Origin of the sequence: Acinetobacter sp. XS-4 (assembly GCF_023920705.1) — a bacterium.
Classification (GTDB): Bacteria; Pseudomonadota; Gammaproteobacteria; order Pseudomonadales; family Moraxellaceae; genus Acinetobacter.
Map to the genome: position 1 here is coordinate 3,269,952 of NZ_CP094657.1, position 22,896 is coordinate 3,292,847.

Sequence of the window (22,896 nt, forward strand, 5' to 3'; positions counted from 1 at the left end):
TAACAGGTCAAGAGTTCAAAACCATTAAATTCCACCAAATGAACAAATAAGATTCAGATCACCACTATTTGTTCATTTTTTAGCAAGTTTTCACTTTAAACAATTGATCAGCCAAAGAAATATATTAAAGATCCAATACCAATTTTTTACCTTTTGCTCTAGATACACAAATCATCATGCTCTTTTGTGAAGCCTTTTCGGCATCACTGAGGTATTGATCGAAATGTTCTGCTTCACCTTCTAAAATAGCAGTTTCGCATGTACCGCAAACCCCTTCTCGGCATAAGCATTCCACATCAATATTTAATGTTTCGATAGCTTGTAAAATAGTCTGATTACTTTGTACTTCAATTTCCTGATTAGACTTAGCAAGTAGTACTGTAAATGCTTCGCCATCTTCAGGAACTGTTGAAGCAAATTGTTCCCAATGTATGTATTCATCTCGGTATCGATGCTTGTTACAACAATCAATCACAGCATCAATCATAGGCTTAGGACCACATACATAAACATGTGTACCTTTGGGTTGCGAAGAAATCAGTTCATCCAAATTTAATGCGCAACCTTCTGAGTCAACATAACTAAATACATGATCTACATGTTTTTGCTTGAGCTCATCTAACAAAGCCGCATGCTCAGGAGAACGATAAGCATAATGTAGTTCAAAATCTGCACCACGTGCTACAAGCTCATCCATTTGAGGTAAGAATGGCGTAATACCAATACCGCCTGCAATTAAGATATGTTTATTGCCTGTCTCAGCTAATGGAAATAAATTTTTTGGTTCTGAAATCTGAATTTCACAGCCTTCATGGCACTGATCATGCATAAAAACCGAACCACCCTTACCTTCAGCATCCTTACGAACGCAAACTTGGTAAGTCGATAGGTCTTGCATACAACTCATCAATGAATAAGCATTGGAAAGTTGTTCATTCATTTTGACAATAATATGGCTTCCCCCACTAAATCGAGGAAAGTTCTGCCCATCTTGACGTTTGAACGTAAACCGTTTGATTAAAGGGGTTAGCTGTTCCACATGAGTAACAACTGCCGGGAACATTTCATAATGACTAGCCATATTAGAATCCTTCTTTTACCGCATATTCTTGTTGTTAGGGCTTATCCTTAAAGCCCTAAACACATGTATTTAATGGTCATGAATTCTTCAAGACCATACTTTGAGCCTTCACGCCCAACACCTGATTGCTTCACACCCCCGAATGGTACAACTTCATTTGAAATTGCTGTGGCATTCATACCGACCATTCCATATTCAAGTTGTTCTGACACTCGCCATAAACGTGAAATATTTTCGCTATAAACATAAGCTGCCAAACCGAAAATGGTGTCATTGGCTTGAGCAACGACATCTGCCTCATCTGTAAAACGAATAAGGGGTGCAACTGGGCCAAAAATTTCTTCTTGAACAATTTCCATCGTACGGTCAACGTTCGTTAGAACTGAGGGTTCATAAAAGGTTTGACCTAAAGCATGTTGTTTACCGCCACAAACAACCTTAGCCCCTTTGCTCACCGCATCATCAATTAACTGCTGTGCTTTTAACACTGCTTTTTCATTAATTAATGGGCCAATTTGCACGCCATCTTCAAGTCCATTACCAACTTTAAACTTTTGTACTTCTTTAACAAACTTCTCAGCAAAAGCTTGATAAATATTGTCGTGCACATAAATGCGGTTAGCACAAACACAAGTTTGTCCTGCATTACGGAACTTGGCAAAAATCGCGCCTTGTACAGCTTTATCTAAATCGGCATCATCAAACACAATCAGAGGTGCATTACCGCCTAACTCAAGCGCTAATTTTTTAATGGTACTTGAGCACTGCTGCATCAATAAACGCCCCACTGGTGTTGAGCCAGTAAAGGTCAATTTTTTCACTTTTTCATGTGAAGTAAATACCGAACCAATTTCCTGAGATTTACCAGTAACAACATTAATCACACCCGCTGGAATACCTGCTTTTTCTGCAAGTTTCGCAATCGCTAATGCACAGTAAGGTGTTTCATTCGCAGGCTTAATGACAACCGTACACCCTGCTGCTAAAGCGGGAGCTGCTTTACGGGTAATCATGGCGATTGGGAAATTCCACGGCGTAATAGCAGCCACCACACCCACAGGTTCTTTGCTAATAATAAAACGCTGTTGATTATTTACGGTTGGAATCACATCACCATAAATACGCTTGCCTTCTTCGGCAAACCATTGAATAAATGATGCAGCATAACGCACCTCACCTTTCGCTTCTGCCAAAGGTTTGCCTTGTTCAATAGTCATAATGAGAGCAAGTTCATCGGCATGATCTAGAACTAGTTTGTACCAAGCCAATAAAATATCTGCACGGTTTTGAGCAGTTAAAGCTTTCCAACTTTGCAAAGCCGTATATGCCGCTTCGACTGCTTGTGTAGCTTCAACCACTCCCATATTTGGAATTGTGCCAATTTCCTCACCTGTTGCAGGGTTAGTCACTGGAACCGTTGCATTTGACTGTGCAGCTAGCCATTGCCCATTAATATAGGCTTGTTGCTGAAATAATTCAGTGCTTTGTAAACTCGACATATCATCTTCCTAATTGAAGAATCAGGTGTAAACATCTTTACACCTGAATAAATCCATTTGTTTTATTTGTGATGCTGCGCCACTAAATTTTGGAAGTAAGCGATACCATGCTCACTGATGCCAGAGCGTTGCTTGTCAGTCATGATACGGCCTTGACCACGATAACCACGTGATTTCAAACCACGTTGCACGCTTTCTACCAAGTTCAAATCTTCAGGACGGAATACATTGCGATACCATTCAATTAAGTCTTTCTGATCTTGAGTGAGTTCTTCGTTGGTGAAGTAAATATCGTAATGTTGCAAGGTCGTTTCTGCATCTACGGGGAACTCGTAGATGACAGTCATGAAATTGCTGCCTGGTGGTACGTTGAACATAGTACAAGGCCAAGTCCAGAAACCATGAAACTCAGGATCTGTTACTGATGGATCAAGCTTGAACGACTTTTCTGATGAACGCGCAAAACCATACTGTAAAGTCCAGTTTTGATGTGTGGTATGCCAGTATTTATCAACTTGTACTGAGTCAGCAAAGCCCGGATGCGCTGGTCCACAGTGGTAGCATTCCATGTAGTTATCAACAATTACTTTCCAGTTTGCTGGCGTTTCTGTCACAAAGCGTGCAGCCAATTTTAAATCTTTAATTACACTACATGCTTGATTTAAACGTTCAGCAAAGCCTGTAAGCTGATCTTCTACGCAAGTCGCATTTTCATCCATATTAATGAATACAAAGCCTGCATATTCCTCAACTTTTAAAGGAACCATACTTGAGTTTTCTTTATCGAAAGATTCAACATGGTCACAGTTACGTGCTAAAGCCAAACTACCATCTAGCTTGAAAGTCCAAGCATGGTATGGGCAAGTAATTACATTTTTTGCTTTACCACTGCCACTTAAAAGTTCGTGACCACGGTGTGGACATACATTATAAAAAGCTCGTAAAACACTATCTTTACCACGAATGATGACAATATTTTCACCAATTACTTTACGGGTGATATAGTCGTTCGGCTGTGCTAACTCACTACCATGTGCAACACAAATCCAGCTTTTAGCAAAGATTGCTTCTTTCTCATGCTCAAAAACTTGAGATGAAGTATAGAAAACTTTAGGAAAAGTCCATGCAACATCTGGGTTTGCACAAAAATCTTCAGGTAATTTTTCAACTGCACTCATGTTATTACTCCATTAAATTCTTTTCGTCCAAATGACTCGATATTAAGTTGATATCTTTTCGACACTGCCAAACATGCGACGTATCGCACTCAGCATGTTTTGATATAACTGTTGAACTTCTGGGCAGTCACGCATGAGACGTAAACTGCCATGTAATAAACCTTTGCCTAAATGAAACTCGCTCGGGATTCCTGCTTGTTCCAATTTTTGGGTAAAGAGATAACCGTCATCACTTAAAGGGTCATACTCTGCAACTGCTACGAAACTCATAGGTATATCTGAAAAATCCTTTACCAATAAAGGCGCTAGACGTAAATCCTGCCAATCTTGTGAGTTCGGTGCATATTCTTTTAAATAAAAATGCATATCTTCCGTTGTTAATAACGGTGCATGTGCATGCTTTTGTGCAGCTGGGGTGTCAAATGCTGTGTTTAAACACGGATAAACCAAAGCCAGACCTTGAGCTTGAAAACCACTATGCTGTAGTTCCACCGCAAGGGCTGCTGCTAAATTACCACCTGCACTATCACCTGCTAGAACGATATTTTCGCTATTGATCTGCCAAGCTGAACCATGCTGCTTAAGCCATTGATAAACTGCTAAACCATCTTCATAAGCCGCCGGAAAGCGATGTTCTAGTGCCATGCGGTAATCTACGCTAATGACAACTGCATTTAAGTCCTGACACAAATAGCTGGTAATAAACTCATGTGAATCGAGCCCACCGACCATCCAACCACCGCCATGTAGATACAGCACACACGGCCAACCTGACTCAGGTCGATTTGTTTTTGGTAAATACACGCGAACAGGAACTTGATGCTCATCATTTGCAACAAAGCGATCTTCCACTTCGATCTTTCCATCACGAGGCAAAGTGTAGTGTCGGCACATTGCGTCATAGGCCGCACGGACTGAATCAATATCTGCATCTGCTGGTGAATAAATGCTGCTCCAATACACAAGGCTTTGCATTTCTTCACTTAAGGCATAAGTGGTCTGTTCACATGTAGTCATTACCGTTCCCTCTAGCTGGTTTTTCTATCCAGTTTGATTGAGCTTGCAAGCTCAAGCTGCATCCTTTTTGCATGTTCATCTTGAGATTGGTTTAAACCAATTTCCTGATCATCATAACCTTGTTGCTCAATTAAATGCGATGGGACTTTGGCATAATCCTGAATGAGCCATTTCACTAAGCCATAGGTTTGAATCAGAATAATCACGATGAATGGTAAAGCCGTCACAATGGTTGCTGTTTTCATGGTGTCCAAAGGCGCTTTACTAAAGATCATGGCAATTGGAACTAAAGTCAGCATTACACACCAGAACAGACGTGCATTTGGCGATGGATCTTGTCCTTCACTTAAACCACGTGTACATGTTGCCGAAACAGCATACCCAACCGCATCCATGTGTGCCGCTAAGAACACCACCATAATGCCGAGGAAAATCCACATCATCAGCTTTCCGGCAGGTAATAGGCTAAGCAATTGTCCAATCGCAACTTCACCACCTTGTTGGCTTAAGATTTGCGGTACATTTACAGCCCCATGAATGAAGCTATAAACGCTGTAGTTTTCAAATACTCCAAAGATGAACCAAAGACCGACACTACCGCCAATTACCATGGCAAAGATCACTTCTTTAATCGTACGGCCTTTCGAAACACGAGTTACGAACAATGCCACACCCGGTGCATATGAAATCCACCACAACCAGTAAAATACAGTCCATTCGCGGGTAAACTTGCCATCACCCATTGGGTCGGTAAACAAGCTCATATCAACAAAGTTGGTTGCCATTAACCCGAAACTCATTAATGAATTATTCAAAATGAATTGAGTCGGACCAAAGCACAATACATAGATCGCAAATAACACAACACCCAAGCACACCAAATGGCTTAAACGCTGCATACCTTTGTCCATGCCCACATAAGAGCTAAGCGCAAACACAACTGAAACGCCCAAAATAATGATGACCTTGGTCATAAAGGTATTTGGGATACCAGTGAGTTGAGACAAAATATTGGTAAATGTCACGGCGGTGAGTACTAACGAAATCGTCAATGCACCAAACATGCAAAGCAAGAACATGAGGTCGACCAAACGTCCAACCACGCCTGTTGATTTAAAGCCTGTTACAGCCTCAATCACGGAAGCCAAACTTAATCCTTTGTTTTTTCGCACGTGATAGCTGTAGCACAAAGAAATTGACGCCAATGCATAAATTGCCCAAGCACTTAAACCTGAATGAAAAAATGAGTAAGCCACGCTATATTTCAATGCTGCTGCTGACTCAGGCGGTAGACTCAAACCCGGAGTTTGATAATAGTAAGCCCAGTCTAAAAAGCCCCAGTACAGTGTAGAAGACCCAATACCTGACAAGATGAACATAAAAATCCATGACATCGTGGTGTATTGAGGTTTCCCTTCACCTAATTTGATTTTTCCATATTTACTAAAGGCCAAACCAAAAGTAAAAATGATGGCTAAAAAAGCAAACAGTAATACTGGGGTTGTAAATACTGATGTCGTCCACTGCATCCATGTTGCAGCAATCTTTATCGACTCTTGCGAATAAATCGCCAAACCAGCAACTGAAATAAATACAAACAGTAAACTGGTTACGGCAAGAACTTTATCCGTATAAATTTTTGTGTTTTGATTATCCATATCCCTACATCCATTTTTGGATGGCGTTATTCCATAGCGAACACGTCCATTTTAATTTGGGCTACATACGATGCAATTGCATCTCCTACCTCATAAGTTTTTGCCTGACCGCCGATATCGGCTGTTTTTGGCCCATTAATTAAGACATTCTCAATCGCCTGCATAATATCCTGACCTGCTTGAATGCAGCGTTCGTCTTCTTCACCAAAGAATTCGAACATCATGGCACCCGACCAAATCGCAGCGATTGGATTGGCAATTTGTTTACCGTAAATATCTGGTGCTGAACCATGTACAGGTTCAAACAATGATGGGAATTTTCTTTCTGGGTTTAAATTTGCCGAAGCAGCTAAACCAATAGTTCCTGTACATGCAGGCCCTAAATCAGAAAGAATGTCACCAAATAAATTCGATGCCACAACCACATCAAAACGCTCAGGCTGCAACACAAAACGAGCCGCTAAAATATCAACATGCTGTTTATCGGCCTGAATTTGTGGATATTGTTTTGCCATCGCGTCAACGCGTTCATCCCAATACGGCATGCTGACCGCAATACCATTTGATTTGGTCGCTGCTGTAATTTTTTTCGCTTCACGTTGATTTGCAAACTCAAATGCATAACGCAAAATGCGATCTACACCATGACGTGTAAATACAGCCTCTTGTAAAACAAACTCTCTGTCTGTTCCTTCAAAAGCTTTACCACCAATAGCTGAGTATTCCCCTTCACTATTTTCACGAACCACATAAAAATCGATATCGCCCGGTTTTTTACCTACTAATGGACATTTCACACCAGGCATTAAGCGCACTGGACGTAAATTCACATATTGGTCAAAGCGACGGCGGAACTGGAGCAGCGAACCCCAAAGTGAAATATGATCAGGCACTTTATCTGGCCAGCCTACAGCACCAAAATAAATTGCATCGTAACCTTGTAAGGTTTCAAACCAGTCATCTGGCATCATTTTGCCGTGCTCAAGGTAGTAATCGCAGCTTGCCCAATCGAAAGCATCTAACTGAAGCTCAATGCCATGCTTCTCTGCTGCTGCCTTTACAACCTTAATGCCTTCTGGTAGAACTTCTAAACCAATGCCATCGCCTGCAATCGTGGCAACTTTATATCTTTTTGCCATAAGCATCCTTCACACCTTCGACTAATATCCTTGTATGGCTTAAACATGATGTTTTAAGCGAAAATGATCAATAACGGAACTATCACTCCAATGGACACGGATCGTGAATAATCTACCTAACCTATCGGATTTAAAGGTTTTTTGCACAGTCGCCAAACTAAAAAGTTTTGTCGAATCTGCCGAGGAACTTGGGACATCGCCAGCTTTTATTAGCAAGCGAATTAATATTTTAGAAAACACCTTAAGCTGCAAACTTTTTCATCGCAGCACGCGTCATGTCAGCCTGACGGAAGATGGCAAACTCATCCTTGAGAGAGTTTCAAATATTCTTGAAGAATTTGATGAAGTCTGTGAACTGGTCAATAACCCGCTTAGTACGCCTACGGGTCGTATGGATATTATTAGTAGCTTTGGTTTTGGCAGAAAGCATATCGCACCAATTCTGTCTAAATTAATGATGCTTTATCCAAAGCTTCAGATCCATTTTGACACCATCGACAATACCAAGGACTTGATTCAACATAGTATTGATTTGGATATTAGAATTGGTAATGAAATTGCGCCGAATATGATTGCGAAGAAGTTGGCTTCAAATTTTCGGATTTTATGTGCAGCACCGAGTTATTTACTTAAGCACGGCGTACCAGATAGCATTGAGGACTTACAATCACATGACTGTTTGACCATCAGTGAGCGTGATCAATCTTCGGTACTTTGGAAATTTAGACATGCTTCTGAAGATGTCTCAGTTCATGTCAAACCACGCTTTGTTTCTAATAACGGCGAAATTATTCATCAGCTTGCCATAGAAGGCCACGGCATTATTTTCCGTTCGATTTGGGATGTTGCAGATGAACTGATTACAGGTCAACTCCAACATATTTTGCCTGAATATTGGCAAGATGCGGACGTTTGGGCAGTTTATCCATCACGGCTCAAAAGCTCATCTAAATTACAAACTTGCATTTTGTTCATTCAAAATGAATTACTTAATCGTTTACAGCATGTGCAAAACTTAAGCCGAGGGCAACTCGTGTCTCCGGCAGTCAAACGTGAACCTCCGCCTGAAAAAGTCTTTCTATAAAAAAAACCCTAAGTGAAGCCTATTCACTTAGGGCAATAAATTGCTCTTAAATTTTAGAAATAATATCCAATTGATAGATAAAATAATTTATCCCAGTCATTGCTACTACCTTGTGCAAGGCCATCAGCCCCACCGCCAACCATTGGGTCATTTTTACTCATAATATATTCACCCTGAATACCAATGGCTTTGTAATTAAAATAAACCCCTGCAATTAAACGTTCAGAGTCTTTATAGCCATCCTCATCTTTAAAAAAGCGGCTATGAGATATATACGGTTTAATGTTTTCAATCTGATGGAATGGCTGAGCAAAGGTATAGTTAATTTCATTGACCAAATACTTACCTTTATTCGCGACTTGATATAAATAGTCGAATGCACCAATCGTTGAACTATTTGGAAATAAATCATCGCCATTGGTCACATCTTGTTTACCTGCCAAGAACATCCATTGCCATGCTTGATATTGCGTTTGAGCAAAGACATTCCATGATTTACGGTGACCATCTACATCTGTTCTTTTATTTTCTAAATCGGAGTACCAAACTGAACCACCTAACTCAGTCGAAAATTTTTGAGTCTTATCAATCTCAAATTTTCTAGATGCTCTCGCAATCCACATATTCTTTTCTTCAATATTGGTACCATTGGTCAAATCATCAGCTTCAACAAAATTACCACTGTAACGGCTTGAGTCCTTTGAAGTTCCCTTATAATTCCCCCCATCCGTTGGATAAAAACCTAAGGTCAAATTATATTTATCATCTGCAAATTTATATTTGATACCCAAATTATCGATATCTTCTAAACCAACTGTATTTAAAAGTGTTTCGTAATAACTACTACCCCAAAATTCACCAAAACCAAAATCAACGGGTTGCAAGCCTGCCGTGATGCTCTGCTGGTCAGATAACTTATAACCTACCCATGCTTTTTTTAGAAAAATTGCATCGCATAAGCGATCATATTGATAACAACGGGCATCCGCCCCTGCAATCCAATCTGGATTTTCATAACCTAACACTAATTTAATATCAGTTAGCCGCCAGTCATCATTTTGAGAACCTTCATTTGCACCAACTACATAATCTTTATGTAAATAGCGGGAGCGTATCGCGCCAGAAACTTTAAATTGACCCGAGTCTAAAGTTGGATCTCCCCAACTCAAATCAGCCGCAGAGACTTGCGCTCCAGCAGTTAAACTTAAAATCCCTAAAAATAATAATGACCTTTTCATGTCTTCAACATCCTTGTTAAGTGTTATAAGAACATGAAGAAATTGACGTAGACAAACAATGCCACAACTATAAAGTCGGTCTTTACAAACTGTGTTTAATCAAAAAATGAGCATAAAAAAAGACCACGCAGGAGCGTGGTCTATAAAATGGTGGCTATGACGAGACTTGAACTTGTGACCCCCGCATTATGAGTGCGGTGCTCTAACCAACTGAGCTACATAGCCGAAAACTGTGCGCGCATTATCTTAGTTTCTTTAATGCACGTCAAGAAAAATTTTAAATAAATTAGGTGAAGTGAGCCTATAAGCCGGGTTCTGTCGAGGATGGTCATTCCTCTAGGCGTACAATCACTCATACGCTCAAGCGACCTACCCGAATCCAGTACGGGCCGTACCTCAGGATTCCTATTTGGTCTTGCTTCTGGTGGGGTTTACCATGCCGTGAACTGTTACCAGACACGCGGTGCGCTCTTACCGCACCCTTTCACCCTTACCTCACGAATGAGGCGGTCTACTCTCTGCTGCACTTTCCGTCGGCTTTCACCGCCCAGGCGTTACCTGGCACCCTGCCCTATGAAGCCCGGACTTTCCTCCCCTGCTTCAGTCACGAAGACCTCCACAGCAGCGACCATCCAGCTCACTTCAGGGGCGCATATTAACAAATTTATTTACTAATTGCTCGTGCTTTTTTGAGCAATCAATTTTTTATATTTGTCGAAGAGCTGTTCTTCAGTTTCCTCATGCTGTGGATCTTTAGGAATACAATCTACAGGACAAAACAACTGACATTGTGGTTGGTCATGATGACCAACGCACTCAGTACACAAATCTGGATGAATTTCATAAATCACTTCACCCATAAAAATTGCTTCATTCGGGCAAACTGGTTCACAAACATCACAGTTTATGCATTCATCGGTGATATATAACGACACGTTACCAACCTTGTTGATGTTTACGTTCAAAGGCCTCAACCACAGCTTGCGGAACAAACTTGGTTACATCCCCTTTTAAACGAGCAATTTCCCGAATCAATGTCGAAGAAATAAATGAATACTGCTCAGATGGTGTTAAAAACACCGCTTCAAAATGTGAGTCAAGTTGACGGTTCATATTGGCAAGTTGAAATTCATATTCAAAATCAGAAACCGCTCTTAAACCACGAAGTACTGCTGTTGCTTTTTGCTCTCTGAAAAAATTAACCAGTAAACCATCAAAGCCGACAAATTCAACATTTGATAGATGGCTTAATGATGTTTGGGCCAGTTCAACTCTTTCTTCTAGACTGAACAAAGGGTTCTTATGATGTCCAATTGCAATTGCTACTACAACTTCATCAAACATTCTTGATGCTCTAGTAACTAAATCAACGTGTCCATTCGTGATGGGGTCAAATGTTCCAGGATAAATTACACGCGTTTTAGACATCCGCTAGCACTCTAATTGTATTGTGAACCTATTTTAGCAAAAGTTATACATGAGGCGAAATATTCATGTGCAGGAAAAACTTCACCTTAGCATCAGTTTACGGCACAATAGGCATAATTGTGGAAGTTTGAATTATGGCGAAAGCAACAGTAGTAAAGAAACATAATGGCGGAACAATCGCACAAAATAAACGTGCCCGTCATGATTATTTTATCGAAGAAAAATTTGAAGCAGGCATGTCACTTCAAGGTTGGGAAGTAAAATCCTTACGTGCTGGGCGCATGACTTTGACAGAGAGTTATGTGATTTTCAAAAATGGCGAAGCATTTTTACTTGGCTCACAAATTCAGCCTTTATTATCGGCTTCGACCCATGTTGTACCTGAAGCAACACGTACCCGCAAGTTGTTGCTCTCCCGACGTCAACTTGAACATCTGATGGGTGCAGTTAACCAGAAAGGCTACTCATGCGTTCCTTTAGCATGTTATTGGAAAGGTCATTTAGTTAAACTAGAAATTGCGCTTGTGAAAGGTAAACAGCTTCATGACAAACGCGCAACTGAAAAAGACCGTGACTGGCAACGTGATAAAGCTCGTATATTTCATAAGTAATAAAAAAACCTTTAAAGTTAACTTTAAAGGTTTTTTTATGTCACTTTGAATTTAGCAGAATGTTAAATTGCCATAACAGTTTGGCGCAAAAGATTGATTTTTAAGCTGTAAATCTTTCAATGGGAAATTCACAATCGTATTGGGTAATTTAACCTCACCAACTGCTAAGTCTTCACCAAACAAACAATTTAAAAGATTACATCTCACTGGGTTTGCAGTTAAATAACCACTAATTGGACCTACCACCTGCTTTAAAACGTCATTAGTTATTTCAATTTGCTTACTTGGCGTCACGCTGCCAATATCAATTTCATCATCAAAAGCCATCCACCACCCCCGTTCTGCTGCTGCATCTGCACCAGGCCAAAATATTTGTTGGCCTTGCAAAGAAAGTGAGAAAGGATTGTTTAATTCAATTTTATGAATAAATCCTAAATTTTGATCAACTGTGAGTGCTGCTCTTAATCCAGTAATGCTACCTGTTACATTTTTTTGTAAATTTAATAGGCCAAGTGCAGCATTAATAGAAGCTTTCAGATCTCCAGAGAAGTTAAGCTGATCGATATTTGCTACCCCGTTCAGCATGACATTATTCATTCGTGAACCAGATATAACTTGCCCGTTGATCACAATAGGTGCAGTGGTCTGTTGCAATTGCAAATTATAATCAGACGAATTAAATCCTAAAGGAATACAAATTCCGATACATGCATTAACAGTCCCATCAATGGTCTTTCCTGTATCTTGATAAGACATATTACGGGCAGCAGTATAAGCTAAACCTGTGGTATCTTTAATTTTCAAATAACCACTTAAGCTATTAATTCCATTTGGTGTTTCTGAGTTTTCAAGTCCCATAGTCAATAAGCCCACAACCTTTTCAGCACTCAATCGAAAACCTTTAATTTCTCTCAAAGCTGCGCTGTCTGGATTTTTAATTGCAAATTCAATAAATGGATTACTAAAAACAGCCGAAGATGAAGCTCGACCCTCACTTGTATCGCTTAAACCACTTAAACTTAAGTTATCAATATCAATATCACACCCACCTGAACCGTTTACTCCGCCACACCCTAATTGCAACTTATTAACATTGGCATTTAGTTCAAGATTAGCCTCTAAACCTAATTTATAAAAGCCAATATTTTGCTGATTCATCGAAGCATCAGCTTGTTTTGGGTCTGTATATGTAAATGAAAATAATGCCTGAGCTTCAACTTTAGAAAGTTCTGAATCAGTGAGTGGAACAAGATTTGCAGGTTCTAAATTGGCATAGCTTAAAGTAGCCCAACTTAGACAAAGAGCTGTTAAAAAAATTTTCATGATTATTCCATTTTTTTATTTATTAAGTTTTGGACATCACTGTCCAAATAAACCATTTGGTAAAAAATAATCAAAAAAGAACAAAAAAAATACAACGTTTTTGTAATTAGAGTAAGAACTAAATATTTATTAAAATAAAATCAAAAACTTATTTTAACTTATTCGATAAAGCAGCCCAGCAATATACTCACCAAACCATTTAGCAGTATCTAAATCGCCTTGTGGAGGAGTAATTTCAACAGGGGCATTATCTGACTGGGTCATTAAACCTAAACAACTCGATAGTCGGTTTAAATCTTTTTCACTATGCCCTGTCGTCATTAAAGGTAAACCTGACCAAAGCATGCCATGTTGCATGGCAAAAATATTTAATTGTTGTAATACCGCGAGTTTATCGCCACTTAATCCACCCGAATTTGCAAAGCCAGCCGCAAGTTTGCCTTGCCACACACGTTCTTTCCAACGTTTAGAAGTACTGTCCATAAATTTTTTAAAATCGGCAGTCATACTTCCCATATAGGTAGGTGATCCGAAAATAATGCCTTGTGATGCATCAAGCGCGTCCCAATCAATATGCTCAATATTCATTAAGTGTACTTTCACCCCCATCACCTCTGCACCAGCAGCAATAGCAAACGCTACCTTAGCGGTATGACCATATGGACTGTGGTAAACAATTGAGAGATGTTTTTCAGGCAAAGACATAAGATTAAAATTTTGAGCGATTTTTTCTATTTTATCATTTTATTAGCGCTTGCTAAACCTACATCTATAAATATGAAATCGAAGCATATGAATACACTTCACAATCCTAATAACGTTAAGTTCAATAAAAACTCTCTTACTTTGTTTAATGACTACAAAATAAGAGAGTGATTTTACGCACTTTTATAAAGCTTATATAAAAGCAAAGGTAGCCATACGCCCAGTCTTCGCATCACGACGATAAGAAAAATATTCATCGTTTTGTTTATAAGAGCATTGGTCTCCGCCTAAAACCTGTTTCACACCTAGACTCTGCAAAATAAAACGTGCAATTGCATATAAATCTGCATGAAATTTATTTGAAACTGCCCCCTCAACAAAAGCTGCTTCCAACTCAGGATACTTGTCACAAAAAGCAGCCTTTACTTCAGCCCCAATTTCAAAACAAGGTTGGCTAATCGCAGCTCCTAACCACGCCCAAGCTGGGGGATTCTGCATAGCAGCAATTGTGTTTTCAACAATTCCACCAGCTAAACCACGCCAACCTGCGTGCAAGTTTGCGACTTCGGTACCTTCAGCATTTCCTAACACAATAGGTAAGCAATCAGCGGTCATCATCATTAAAGCATGACCTTTGGTTTGAGTGACCAAACCATCACCAATTAAAGCCTTAAAAGGAATTTGTTCATTTACTGTATGGCAAATCGTACTATGAGTTTGAGTCATCCATGTCATTTTTTTAACACCGAACTTAGCAAACTCATCTAGCAATATCATGCGATGTTGCTGAACACGTTTTGCCTCATCATTAACATGTAAAGCCAGATTAAAGCCAGAAAGCTCATGTTGATCCGTTGCTAATGTTAAAGGATGTTGAACACGTGTCTGTCCTACATATACGCCTTGAGGTAAACCTTGAACAAATTCCATATACGCGTCCTTAATATGCAGCGTTTTCTGAACGTAACACATCCACTAAATGTGTAAAATCTTCAGGCCACGGTGCTTCAAATAGCATTTCTTCACCAGTGCGAGGGTGTTTTAAGCCCAATTTAGCTGCATGCAATGCTTGGTGTTTAAAACCACGCAAAGTATCAATGAGTAATTCAGACGCCCCTGCTGGTACACGTACACGGTTCATATAAATCTGATCACCGATCAGTCCATAACCGATATAACTAAAATGCACACGAATCTGATGAGTTCGACCTGTTTCAAGACGAGCTTGCACACGGGTAAAATCTTTAAAACGTTCTTTTACATTATAGTGGGTCACCGCATCTCGTCCGCCCGGCAAAATCGCCATTTTTACACGGTCAACTGGATGACGTTTGATCGGTTCATCAATCGTACCGCCAGCAATAATATTTCCATAAACAACTAAGTCGTACACGCGGTAAACCGATTTATTTGCCAACTGTTTACTTAAGGAAAATTGTGCTTCAAGGCTCTTGGCAACAACTAACAAACCGCTTGTATCTTTATCAATACGATGTACTAAACCCGCACGAGACAGTTCCGACAATTTTGGGAAATGATAAAGCAAAGCATTTACTAAAGTTCCAGAACTATTGCCAGCCCCTGGATGCACTACCATGCCAACTGGTTTATTAATGACTAAAATATCGTCATCTTCATAAACAATATTAAGTGGAATATTTTCAGGTTGACTTGTGGTTTGTGCTTCGAGCTCAACTTCGAGTGTAAGCAGCTCTGTGCCTTCACAACGGTGCTTAGGCTTGACAATGTTACCATTCACCAACAGATGGCCATCCTTCAACCATTGTTTAAGCTTTTCACGTGAAAACTCATTCCACACCAAGGCCGCAACCTGATCGATGCGTTGTCCCAGATAGGTTTCATCTAACTGAACTTGCAACGATAAACGTGTTGCAGTTGTATCAGAAGTATGGTTATCTGCATCCTCAGAATCTTCAAGTAAATTGAAGTCGGTTTCAGATAAGTTTGTGTTTGAAGATTGTGCTGAAGTCATTTGATCATTGAGATAAAAGTGGTTTAATAGCGCAATTGTAGCTCATTGCCCAACATAACAGAGGAGTTTTTATGTCGCTACCACGTTATAAAATTACGATGCTTGCCTTATCTTTAGGTGTAGCGTCTGCATTTGTGGGCTGTAGCAGCAATCCAAGTAAAAAAGAAGTGGTCGATAGTGGCCCACAATCTAGTGAACAAGCTTACTTCGAAAAGGCCCAAAAGTCGCTTGACCGTGGTCAATATCTTGATGCGACCAAGTCTTTAGAAGCAATCGATACTTATTATCCGACTGGGCAATACGCACAACAAGCACAACTTGAACTTCTATATTCAAAATTTAAACAAAAAGATTATGAAGGCACGATTGCCTTAGCTGAACGTTTTATTCGTTTAAATCCTCAACATCCAAATGTAGATTATGCGTACTATGTTCGTGCTGTAGCGAATATGGAGCAAAACTACGACAGTTTGATGCGCTATACCTCTTTGCAACAATCTCATCGTGATGTGAGTTATTTAAAAGTTGCTTATCAGAATTTTGTTGATTTAATTCGTCGTTTCCCAAGTAGCCAATATTCTGTTGATGCTGCTCAGCGTATGAAGTTCATTGGACAAGAACTTGCTGAAAATGAAATGACTGCTGCACGCTTTAACATTAAACGTAAAGCTTGGATCGCTGCTGCCGAACGTTCTCAATGGGTAATTGAACACTATCCACAAACGCCTCAAGTTCCAGAAGCATTAGCGACTTTGGCATATAGCTATAACCAATTAGGTGATAAAGCGACTTCACAACAATATATTGAAGTTTTAAAGCTTAATTACCCTAACTTGGTGAAAAAAGATGGCACTGTTAACATGCGTGCTGCTCGTAAAGAGGGCAACTGGATTAACCGTGCGACTCTAGGTATTTTCGGTCGTGAATCTACGGCTGCAACTCCAGAAAGTACAGCTGAAGCAGAAGCTCCAAAACGTGGTTTCCTCAATCGCGTGAGCTTTGGTTTAATTGGTAATTCGAATAAAGAAGAAACTGAAGAACCAGAACAAGCACCTGTTGAAACCTCAAAATCAGATCGTAGTTGGACAAATCGTTTAAGCTTCGGTTTATTAGATAAACCTGAGCCACAACCAGCAGAAAACACAACTGTTGCTCCTGCTGTTAGTTCTACAGATGTATCGACTGACACTCAATCAGATGATGCAACCCAAGGTACTAGCGACGCTGCTCAATAAGTTACAAATTTAAAAAAGCACCAATAAACAGGCAAGTGATACCACTTGCCTGTTTGTTTTTATAAAATATTAAAATATTTATTGTGTAGATCTTGCCTCATCATGTCAGAATATTCTGACTCACTCTCTCATCAGTTTTAATACGGTTATCTGAATTATGGCAATTCCACAACATACGATTGATCAGATTTTAGATCGCACAGATATTGTCGATTTGATTGGTCAGCGTGTGAAACTGAAAAAGACGGGACGTACATATTCCGGCTGTTGCCCTTTTCATCAAGAAAAATCCCCATCTTTTCATGTCTATCGTGACAAGCAGTATTATCACTGCTTTGGTTGTCAGGCCAACGGTAATGCAATCCGTTTTCTGATGGACATTGATAACCGAAATTTTATAGATGTAATGAAGGAGCTATCGAGTAGCGCTGGAGTCGAACTACCTAAAGATAATACTGAAAATAAAAAGCTATCTTATACCCGTCAGGTTACAAAACCACCAGTTGCGAAAGCAAATACGGTGGAGCCTGTAACTCCAACGCCGCAACAACCAACTGATGAAAGCTATAACACGCTTGAACCTGTATTCTTTGATGATCCATTTGCCCAGTTTGAACAACCTTTTAGTTTTGATGAACCAGTTCAAGAAGGTAATTTATATGACTTACTGGAAAATATTGCTCAGTTCTATGAGCACCAATTACCTAATAGTCAAAAGGCAAAAAATTATTTTAAACAACGGGGCTTAACTAATCAGACTATTCAGTTTTGGCGCTTGGGCTATGCTCCGGAAGACTGGCAACACTTAGAAAAAGCTTTTCCTTACGATATTGATGGTTTAAAACAACTTGGGCTTATCCGTTCAAGTGATAGTGGTCGTGATTTTGACTTATTACGTGACCGTGTCATTTTTCCGATTCGGGACCCTAAAGGCCGTGTCGTTGGTTTTGGTGGTCGTGCCTTAAATGATGAAATCAAGCCTAAATACATTAACTCTCCAGACTCAGAGGTCTTTCATAAAAACCAACTACTTTATGGGCTTTATGAAGGTAGAAAACTCAAATCTAGCGACTGGTTAATGGTTGAAGGCTACATGGATGTCATTGCGCTTCAGCAATATGGCATTACAGGGGCCGTAGCAACTTTAGGAACAGCAAGTAATACAGAACATCTTAATATTTTATTTAAACAAAATAGCCGTATTACCATTGCTTTTGATGGCGATGCTGCGGGTCAAAAAGCAGCACGCAGAACTTTAGAAATTGCTTTACCACTTCTCAATGATGGCCGCGAACTTAAATTTTTCGTACTACCGAATGACCACGACCCGGATTCTCTTATCCGCCGTGAAGGGCTTGAAAACTTCCAGAAACTATTACAACAGGCACCTCTTCTGTCTGATTTTGTCTTTGCTCATTTAACAGGTCAACACAACATCAGCACCCCAGAAGGCAAAAGCTTAGTTATGGGTGAACTTAGAGAACTGACTGAACTATTACCCAAACAGGGCTCTTTCCGTTATTTACTCAATCAATCTTTCCGTGAAAAGCTTGGACTGGGTAAACGTTTTACACCACAAATCAGCCATGATGCCTCGCTCTCATTTAACATTCACACGAAAGATGAAGACTTCGCGATTGCAATTTTGATGAATCACCCTTTTCTTTATATTCATTTTGAAGGGTTACGTGCCTATATTCAGCAAGATGAATTATTGGCAAAAGTTCTGGCTATTTTAAATCGTATTTTTGATGACTTACCGGATGATCAAGAGTTAGCAACTTATTATGTGCTTGGTGCTTGTAGTAGTTATTGTCATGAAATTGCCGATATTATGCAAAGAACCAATATACAGGCATTAACACAGGCGCCTGAAGTCGCTGACAAGTTAGCCAAAGAATATGCTTTAGGCCTAAAAGAAAGATATTTACGTCAAAAGCTTAAATCGCCAATTTCTCTGATTGAATCAAGAAATTTAAGACAGCAACTCAATGAGCTAACAAAACAAATTAGCTTAAGGCTGTTGTCTTAATGTTTTGGCTTACGCTCATGATCAAAGACGTCCTGTAAATGCTGTTGTAACCATTCCAAATAATCAGGATTCTCTGCCTTGGCAGCTTCGCGTAGCAAGATAGATGTCGGATGCATAAGCTTTTGCGTCAAACGATGCGCGAATTGCTGTAATACTTGTTCAGCATTTTCACCGTGATGCAAAGCCTCTAATGCATGCGTAAGCTCTTGTTGACTAACTTCTTCACTATGTTGGCGGTAAGCATGAATTGTGCTGCCAGCCTCTTTAACCTTTTGATGAGTAATAAGCTGGGTAGCTAGCTGATTAACCATGACTTCTGCCTCAACAGCGGCCTGACGCCGTTGAGCTAGGTTTTCATCAATCACGCTTTGTAAATCATCAACACCATACAAATAGACACCATCAAGTGCTTCAACTTTAGGATCTATATCACGAGGCACTGCTAAATCAACCATTAGCATTTGTTGATAGCGACGTTTCTTTAATGCAGCCTTAACATCTGGATAAGCAATAACCTGATATAAACTACCAGTACAACTCGACACAACATCGGCTCGATACAAATTTTCAGCCAATGCTGCAAAATCAATAATTTCCACTTCAACTTGATGTGAAATCTCTTGAGCCAATTGGTCAGCACGCTCACGGCTACGATTACAAATAATAATTTTAGCGACACCCATTTCAGCCAAGTGTTTAGCAACTAAACTATTCATTTCACCAGCAGCAACAACCATCACAGTAAGTTTTTCGGGCTTACTAAAAACCTGTAAAGCTAATTGTGCAACCGCATACCCCATCGAAACAGCATGACTACCCACTGCCGTTTCGGAACGTACACGTTTAGCAGCATAAAAAGCATATTCAAAAACACTGTTTAATTCAGGAGAGACCGTTTGAGCTTCTTTAGACAATGCTAAAGCACTTTTAACCTGCCCTAAAATTTGCGGCTCACCTAACATGAGAGAGTCAAGACCACTCGCTACTCGCATTAAATGTGTAATTGCCTGCGTGTTCTCGTAACGATAAACATGATGAATTAAGTGCTGTGCATCAATATTATTGACATCAGCCAACCATTTCAGAAGGCTTTCGGCATTTTCTGCCATGGCATACACTTCTGTGCGGTTACACGTCGAAACGACCACCAAATCCTTTAAGTTTTGGTGATGGTTTTGTTCGGCAAGCAAACGACTTAATCGCTCTGCATTGAAAGCAATTTTTTCGCGGAGTTCGACAGAAGCTGTTTGATGGTTGACACCCAATGCAAAGAAAGACATATCAGATCATCATTTCGCTAAATTTATGCTATTGTGCAACATCGGTGTCATAAAAAGCATTACTTTGGATCAATAAAAATTGCGTCAAATGAATAGCCGTATTAATTTTAACGGTGCTTCGATAAGACAGTATTCTACCACATTCTTATTGTTAGGTAGCATGTCCTCGCATGTCTATGCACGTCCTGTGCAAGAGACCTATGCCGTGCATTCATTTGATCAGGCATTAGAGCAAACTATGGTCGCTGAATTTGCTCTGGCTTATGATGATATTCCTAATGCTTTGCACAATTACACAGTCCTCGCAATTAAAAGTAACTCTACTTCAATTAAACAGCGGGCTTTAGACGTTGCTCTTGAATATAATGATTTTCAAGCTGCTTTAAACATTGCTACACATTGGGTCGCCCAAGAACCCAAAGATGTACCTGCTTTATTTTATTTGTCACATATTGCTTTAAAAACACATGAATACCAGCTTGCCGCTGAAACATTAGATAAAATTTTAAAAATAGATCCAACTGCTGATTTAGAACAAATTTTAGCGAGTATTGCCCCAGAAAATGCTCAAGATCGAGATGTATTATTAACAGCTTTACGTTCTAGTGCAGAAAAAGACAACCCTTCTATTTTAGCGCTCATCGCCAACTTAGAAGCCCAAAATGGCCAATTAGAATCTGCTCTAACCAACATTAACAAAGCATTACGCCGACGTCCTAAAGTGACGAGTTTTATTTTAATGAAAGCAAACCTACTCATTGCTCTTAGCGATCAAGAAGGTGCGCTTAAATGGTATGCAAAATCCAGCCGTAAATATAAGAAAAATTTAGACATTCGTTTAGCAGAAATCCGCTATCTTATACAACTCAATCAATCTCAACTCGCTTTAGAAAAGCTCGAAAACGTTATAGAAGCTAACCCTAAAGCTGAAGAGGCATTGTTTATTGCAGGCTTAACCAGTATTGATTTAAAGCAATATGACAAAGCAGAACAATACCTTGTTGACCTAAGAAACTCTGCAAAATATCAAAATGAAGCCTATTACTATTTAGCCATTAATGCAGAACGCAAACAGCATTATGAAACTGCAAAAGCTTACTATCGTTTAGTTGATGGCAGCTTATACGTCGTTTCTAGACGCAATCTGATTGCAATATATGATAAGCAAGAAAATTTACATGATGCTTTACGGTTCCTCACTCAAGAACGCGTAAATTACCCCCAACATGCAAGTTTCTTATATCAAGCTCAAGCTGAAATCTTAAAGAAAATGGGCAATAAAAAAGCTGCATTAAATTTATTAGATGAGGCGATAAAGAATTTACCGGATGATCCGGAACTCATTTACGCAGAAGTTTTATTACTTGATCCATATACTGACCGAGATAAACTCGACAAAACCTTAAAACAATTATTACAACTTGAGCCTAACAGTCCAACTTACCTTAATGCATATGCCTATACACTAGCCCTGCAAAACCGTAGGTTAAAAGAAGCACGTCAATATGCAGAGCAAGCTTTGGAATATGCGCCAGAACAAGCCTCAATTCTTGATACGCTTGGTTATATTGCATTTTTACAGAATGATTATGAAGCTGCGGCAGATGCTTTAGGCAAAGCTTATGAACTTAGCCACAATATAAACATTGGCGTTCGTTATGCTAAAGCATTGTATATGCAAGGATCATTAACTCAATTTAGCGCTGTGTTACAACAACTGAAACAAAAACATGCCAATGATCCACAATTACAACAGCTTGATGCGTTAATTTTACCTACATCTGCAAAAAAGAGTTAAATATATGAGCAAATTTGCCCAACTGTGCACAGCGATCTGTGGGTCAAGTGTATTATTTCTAACCGGTTGTCAGCATTTTACTCAACCTAAACCAGCGGTTACCCAGCAAATTCAAGATGAAAAGCACTTTAATTTACAAGGTAAGATCGGGGTTCGCACACCACAACAAACAGGTAGTGCTTTTTTCACGTGGGTTCAACAACAAGATAATTTTGATATTGAATTAAGCGGTATTTTAGGTGTAGGAAAAACTCAAATTCAGGGTAAACCTGGTGAAGTGAAGCTAAATAGTGCAAAAACTGGATTAATTACGGCAACCTCTCCAGAAGAACTTTTAGAGCGTGCAACTGGTTGGCAAGCACCAATCACTCATTTAACGAGCTGGATTTTGGCCAAACCCGCAACTCTAAGTGCTCAAATCAGTAAAGATAATGAAAATCGTGTCAACCAGCTTATTGAAGATGGCTGGACAGTTAATTTCAGCTATGATGGCGAACAAACTTTGCCAAACAAACTGGTTTTAAAGCAAGCTCTTGCTGAAGATAAAGAAAACCGTATTACAATGGTCATCCAAAACCGCTAAATCTAATTATATAA

At 39.6% G+C, this 22,896-nt stretch carries 20 protein-coding genes, 1 tRNA gene and 1 other RNA gene; 6 read left to right on the forward strand and 16 right to left on the reverse strand.

The features are described 5' to 3' along the window. Nucleotides 1–124: 124 nt before the first annotated feature. The 6 genes from cntB to MMY79_RS15180 all read right to left on the reverse strand — a co-directional run bounded on the left by cntB (nt 125) and on the right by MMY79_RS15180 (nt 7,572). Nucleotides 125–1,081, reverse strand: a complete 957-nt coding sequence (cntB, locus tag MMY79_RS15155) for a carnitine monooxygenase, reductase subunit CntB (protein ID WP_252609916.1) — start codon at nt 1,079–1,081, stop codon at nt 125–127. 47 nt (nt 1,082–1,128) lie between these two features. After that, on the reverse strand, nt 1,129–2,580 hold the full coding sequence (locus tag MMY79_RS15160; RefSeq protein ID WP_252609918.1) for an NAD-dependent succinate-semialdehyde dehydrogenase: 1,452 nt from the start codon (nt 2,578–2,580) through the stop codon (nt 1,129–1,131). A 62-nt stretch (nt 2,581–2,642) separates the two neighbouring features. After that, nucleotides 2,643–3,758 carry a carnitine monooxygenase subunit alpha gene (gene cntA / locus MMY79_RS15165; protein ID WP_252609920.1) on the reverse strand — a complete coding sequence of 372 codons (1,116 nt, stop codon included), beginning with the start codon at nt 3,756–3,758 and terminating at the stop codon, nt 2,643–2,645. Between the two features lie 42 nt (nt 3,759–3,800). Next, the gene (locus tag MMY79_RS15170) at nt 3,801–4,775 is read right to left on the reverse strand and encodes an alpha/beta hydrolase (protein WP_252609922.1); all 975 of its coding nucleotides are present in this window, start codon (nt 4,773–4,775) and stop codon (nt 3,801–3,803) included. Nucleotides 4,776–4,786: 11 nt separating this feature from the next. Beyond that, complete coding sequence (locus tag MMY79_RS15175) at nt 4,787–6,433, reverse strand: BCCT family carnitine transporter (protein ID WP_252609924.1); 1,647 nt, start codon at nt 6,431–6,433, stop codon at nt 4,787–4,789. A 26-nt stretch (nt 6,434–6,459) separates the two neighbouring features. After that, nucleotides 6,460–7,572 (reverse strand): tartrate dehydrogenase, encoded by a 1,113-nt coding sequence (locus MMY79_RS15180; protein ID WP_252609926.1) that lies wholly within the window; start codon nt 7,570–7,572, stop codon nt 6,460–6,462. 103 nt (nt 7,573–7,675) lie between these two features. Between MMY79_RS15180 and MMY79_RS15185 the strand changes: the two genes are divergently transcribed. Further along, the gene (locus MMY79_RS15185) at nt 7,676–8,656 is read left to right on the forward strand and encodes a LysR family transcriptional regulator (RefSeq protein ID WP_252609928.1); all 981 of its coding nucleotides are present in this window, start codon (nt 7,676–7,678) and stop codon (nt 8,654–8,656) included. A 53-nt stretch (nt 8,657–8,709) separates the two neighbouring features. Here the strand turns inward: MMY79_RS15185 and MMY79_RS15190 are convergent, their stop codons facing one another. The 5 genes from MMY79_RS15190 to coaD form a co-directional block, all read right to left on the reverse strand. Continuing rightward, on the reverse strand, nt 8,710–9,894 hold the full coding sequence (locus tag MMY79_RS15190) for a porin (protein ID WP_252609930.1): 1,185 nt from the start codon (nt 9,892–9,894) through the stop codon (nt 8,710–8,712). 148 nt (nt 9,895–10,042) lie between these two features. Then, nucleotides 10,043–10,119: transfer RNA gene (locus MMY79_RS15195), tRNA-Met, on the reverse strand. 63 nt (nt 10,120–10,182) lie between these two features. Next, an RNA gene (gene rnpB / locus MMY79_RS15200) (RNase P RNA component class A) lies at nt 10,183–10,538 on the reverse strand. A gap of 27 nt (nt 10,539–10,565) precedes the next feature. After that, the gene (locus MMY79_RS15205) at nt 10,566–10,829 is read right to left on the reverse strand and encodes a YfhL family 4Fe-4S dicluster ferredoxin (RefSeq protein WP_004794186.1); all 264 of its coding nucleotides are present in this window, start codon (nt 10,827–10,829) and stop codon (nt 10,566–10,568) included. Between the two features lies 1 nt (nt 10,830). Further along, the gene (coaD, locus tag MMY79_RS15210; RefSeq protein WP_252609932.1) at nt 10,831–11,322 is read right to left on the reverse strand and encodes a pantetheine-phosphate adenylyltransferase; all 492 of its coding nucleotides are present in this window, start codon (nt 11,320–11,322) and stop codon (nt 10,831–10,833) included. A 134-nt stretch (nt 11,323–11,456) separates the two neighbouring features. Between coaD and smpB the strand changes: the two genes are divergently transcribed. Beyond that, a complete protein-coding gene (gene smpB / locus MMY79_RS15215; RefSeq protein WP_004641603.1) occupies nt 11,457–11,933 on the forward strand; it encodes an SsrA-binding protein SmpB in 477 nt (158 codons plus the stop codon). Between the two features lie 51 nt (nt 11,934–11,984). Here the strand turns inward: smpB and MMY79_RS15220 are convergent, their stop codons facing one another. The 4 genes from MMY79_RS15220 to rluD form a co-directional block, all read right to left on the reverse strand. Further along, nucleotides 11,985–13,256 carry a hypothetical protein gene (locus MMY79_RS15220; RefSeq protein ID WP_252609934.1) on the reverse strand — a complete coding sequence of 424 codons (1,272 nt, stop codon included), beginning with the start codon at nt 13,254–13,256 and terminating at the stop codon, nt 11,985–11,987. A 153-nt stretch (nt 13,257–13,409) separates the two neighbouring features. After that, nucleotides 13,410–13,961 (reverse strand): flavodoxin family protein, encoded by a 552-nt coding sequence (locus MMY79_RS15225; protein WP_252609936.1) that lies wholly within the window; start codon nt 13,959–13,961, stop codon nt 13,410–13,412. Between the two features lie 192 nt (nt 13,962–14,153). Further along, complete coding sequence (gene pgeF, locus MMY79_RS15230; protein ID WP_252609939.1) at nt 14,154–14,891, reverse strand: peptidoglycan editing factor PgeF; 738 nt, start codon at nt 14,889–14,891, stop codon at nt 14,154–14,156. 10 nt (nt 14,892–14,901) lie between these two features. After that, a complete protein-coding gene (gene rluD / locus MMY79_RS15235) occupies nt 14,902–15,954 on the reverse strand; it encodes a 23S rRNA pseudouridine(1911/1915/1917) synthase RluD (RefSeq protein ID WP_252609941.1) in 1,053 nt (350 codons plus the stop codon). 71 nt (nt 15,955–16,025) lie between these two features. On the opposite strand from rluD, the gene MMY79_RS15240 reads away from it, so the two are divergent. Both MMY79_RS15240 and MMY79_RS15245 read left to right on the forward strand, forming a co-directional pair. Further along, nucleotides 16,026–17,189 (forward strand): outer membrane protein assembly factor BamD, encoded by a 1,164-nt coding sequence (locus tag MMY79_RS15240; RefSeq protein WP_252609943.1) that lies wholly within the window; start codon nt 16,026–16,028, stop codon nt 17,187–17,189. A gap of 157 nt (nt 17,190–17,346) precedes the next feature. Continuing rightward, nucleotides 17,347–19,221: a DNA primase gene (locus MMY79_RS15245; RefSeq protein WP_252609945.1), complete on the forward strand. Its 1,875-nt coding sequence runs from the start codon at nt 17,347–17,349 to the stop codon at nt 19,219–19,221. Here the strand turns inward: MMY79_RS15245 and hemA are convergent. Then, the gene (gene hemA / locus MMY79_RS15250; protein WP_252609946.1) at nt 19,218–20,501 is read right to left on the reverse strand and encodes a glutamyl-tRNA reductase; all 1,284 of its coding nucleotides are present in this window, start codon (nt 20,499–20,501) and stop codon (nt 19,218–19,220) included. The two genes, MMY79_RS15245 and hemA, sit on opposite strands and share 4 nt — an antisense overlap. Before the next feature lie 88 nt (nt 20,502–20,589). Here hemA and MMY79_RS15255 point away from each other — a divergent pair, with 88 nt between their 5' ends. Both MMY79_RS15255 and lolB read left to right on the forward strand, forming a co-directional pair. After that, on the forward strand, nt 20,590–22,299 hold the full coding sequence (locus tag MMY79_RS15255) for a tetratricopeptide repeat protein (protein WP_252613538.1): 1,710 nt from the start codon (nt 20,590–20,592) through the stop codon (nt 22,297–22,299). Nucleotides 22,300–22,303: 4 nt separating this feature from the next. Next, nucleotides 22,304–22,882, forward strand: a complete 579-nt coding sequence (gene lolB, locus MMY79_RS15260) for a lipoprotein insertase outer membrane protein LolB (RefSeq protein ID WP_252609947.1) — start codon at nt 22,304–22,306, stop codon at nt 22,880–22,882. Nucleotides 22,883–22,896: the final 14 nt, after the last annotated feature.

Bases quoted from the DNA above. Each gene is read 5' to 3' on its own strand.
- cntB (WP_252609916.1), bottom strand. From the start codon at position 1,081: ATGGCTAGTCATTATGAAATGTTCCCGGCAGTTGTTACTCATGTGGAA.
- MMY79_RS15160 (WP_252609918.1), bottom strand. From the start codon at position 2,580: ATGTCGAGTTTACAAAGCACTGAATTATTTCAGCAACAAGCCTATATT.
- cntA (WP_252609920.1), bottom strand. From the start codon at position 3,758: ATGAGTGCAGTTGAAAAATTACCTGAAGATTTTTGTGCAAACCCAGAT.
- MMY79_RS15170 (WP_252609922.1), bottom strand. From the start codon at position 4,775: ATGACTACATGTGAACAGACCACTTATGCCTTAAGTGAAGAAATGCAA.
- MMY79_RS15175 (WP_252609924.1), bottom strand. From the start codon at position 6,433: ATGGATAATCAAAACACAAAAATTTATACGGATAAAGTTCTTGCCGTA.
- MMY79_RS15180 (WP_252609926.1), bottom strand. From the start codon at position 7,572: ATGGCAAAAAGATATAAAGTTGCCACGATTGCAGGCGATGGCATTGGT.
- MMY79_RS15190 (WP_252609930.1), bottom strand. From the start codon at position 9,894: ATGAAAAGGTCATTATTATTTTTAGGGATTTTAAGTTTAACTGCTGGA.
- coaD (WP_252609932.1), bottom strand. From the start codon at position 11,322: ATGTCTAAAACGCGTGTAATTTATCCTGGAACATTTGACCCCATCACG.
- smpB (WP_004641603.1), top strand. From the start codon at position 11,457: ATGGCGAAAGCAACAGTAGTAAAGAAACATAATGGCGGAACAATCGCA.
- MMY79_RS15220 (WP_252609934.1), bottom strand. From the start codon at position 13,256: ATGAAAATTTTTTTAACAGCTCTTTGTCTAAGTTGGGCTACTTTAAGC.
- MMY79_RS15225 (WP_252609936.1), bottom strand. From the start codon at position 13,961: ATGTCTTTGCCTGAAAAACATCTCTCAATTGTTTACCACAGTCCATAT.
- pgeF (WP_252609939.1), bottom strand. From the start codon at position 14,891: ATGGAATTTGTTCAAGGTTTACCTCAAGGCGTATATGTAGGACAGACA.
- rluD (WP_252609941.1), bottom strand. From the start codon at position 15,954: ATGACTTCAGCACAATCTTCAAACACAAACTTATCTGAAACCGACTTC.
- MMY79_RS15240 (WP_252609943.1), top strand. From the start codon at position 16,026: ATGTCGCTACCACGTTATAAAATTACGATGCTTGCCTTATCTTTAGGT.
- MMY79_RS15245 (WP_252609945.1), top strand. From the start codon at position 17,347: ATGGCAATTCCACAACATACGATTGATCAGATTTTAGATCGCACAGAT.
- hemA (WP_252609946.1), bottom strand. From the start codon at position 20,501: ATGTCTTTCTTTGCATTGGGTGTCAACCATCAAACAGCTTCTGTCGAA.
- MMY79_RS15255 (WP_252613538.1), top strand. From the start codon at position 20,590: ATGAATAGCCGTATTAATTTTAACGGTGCTTCGATAAGACAGTATTCT.
- lolB (WP_252609947.1), top strand. From the start codon at position 22,304: ATGAGCAAATTTGCCCAACTGTGCACAGCGATCTGTGGGTCAAGTGTA.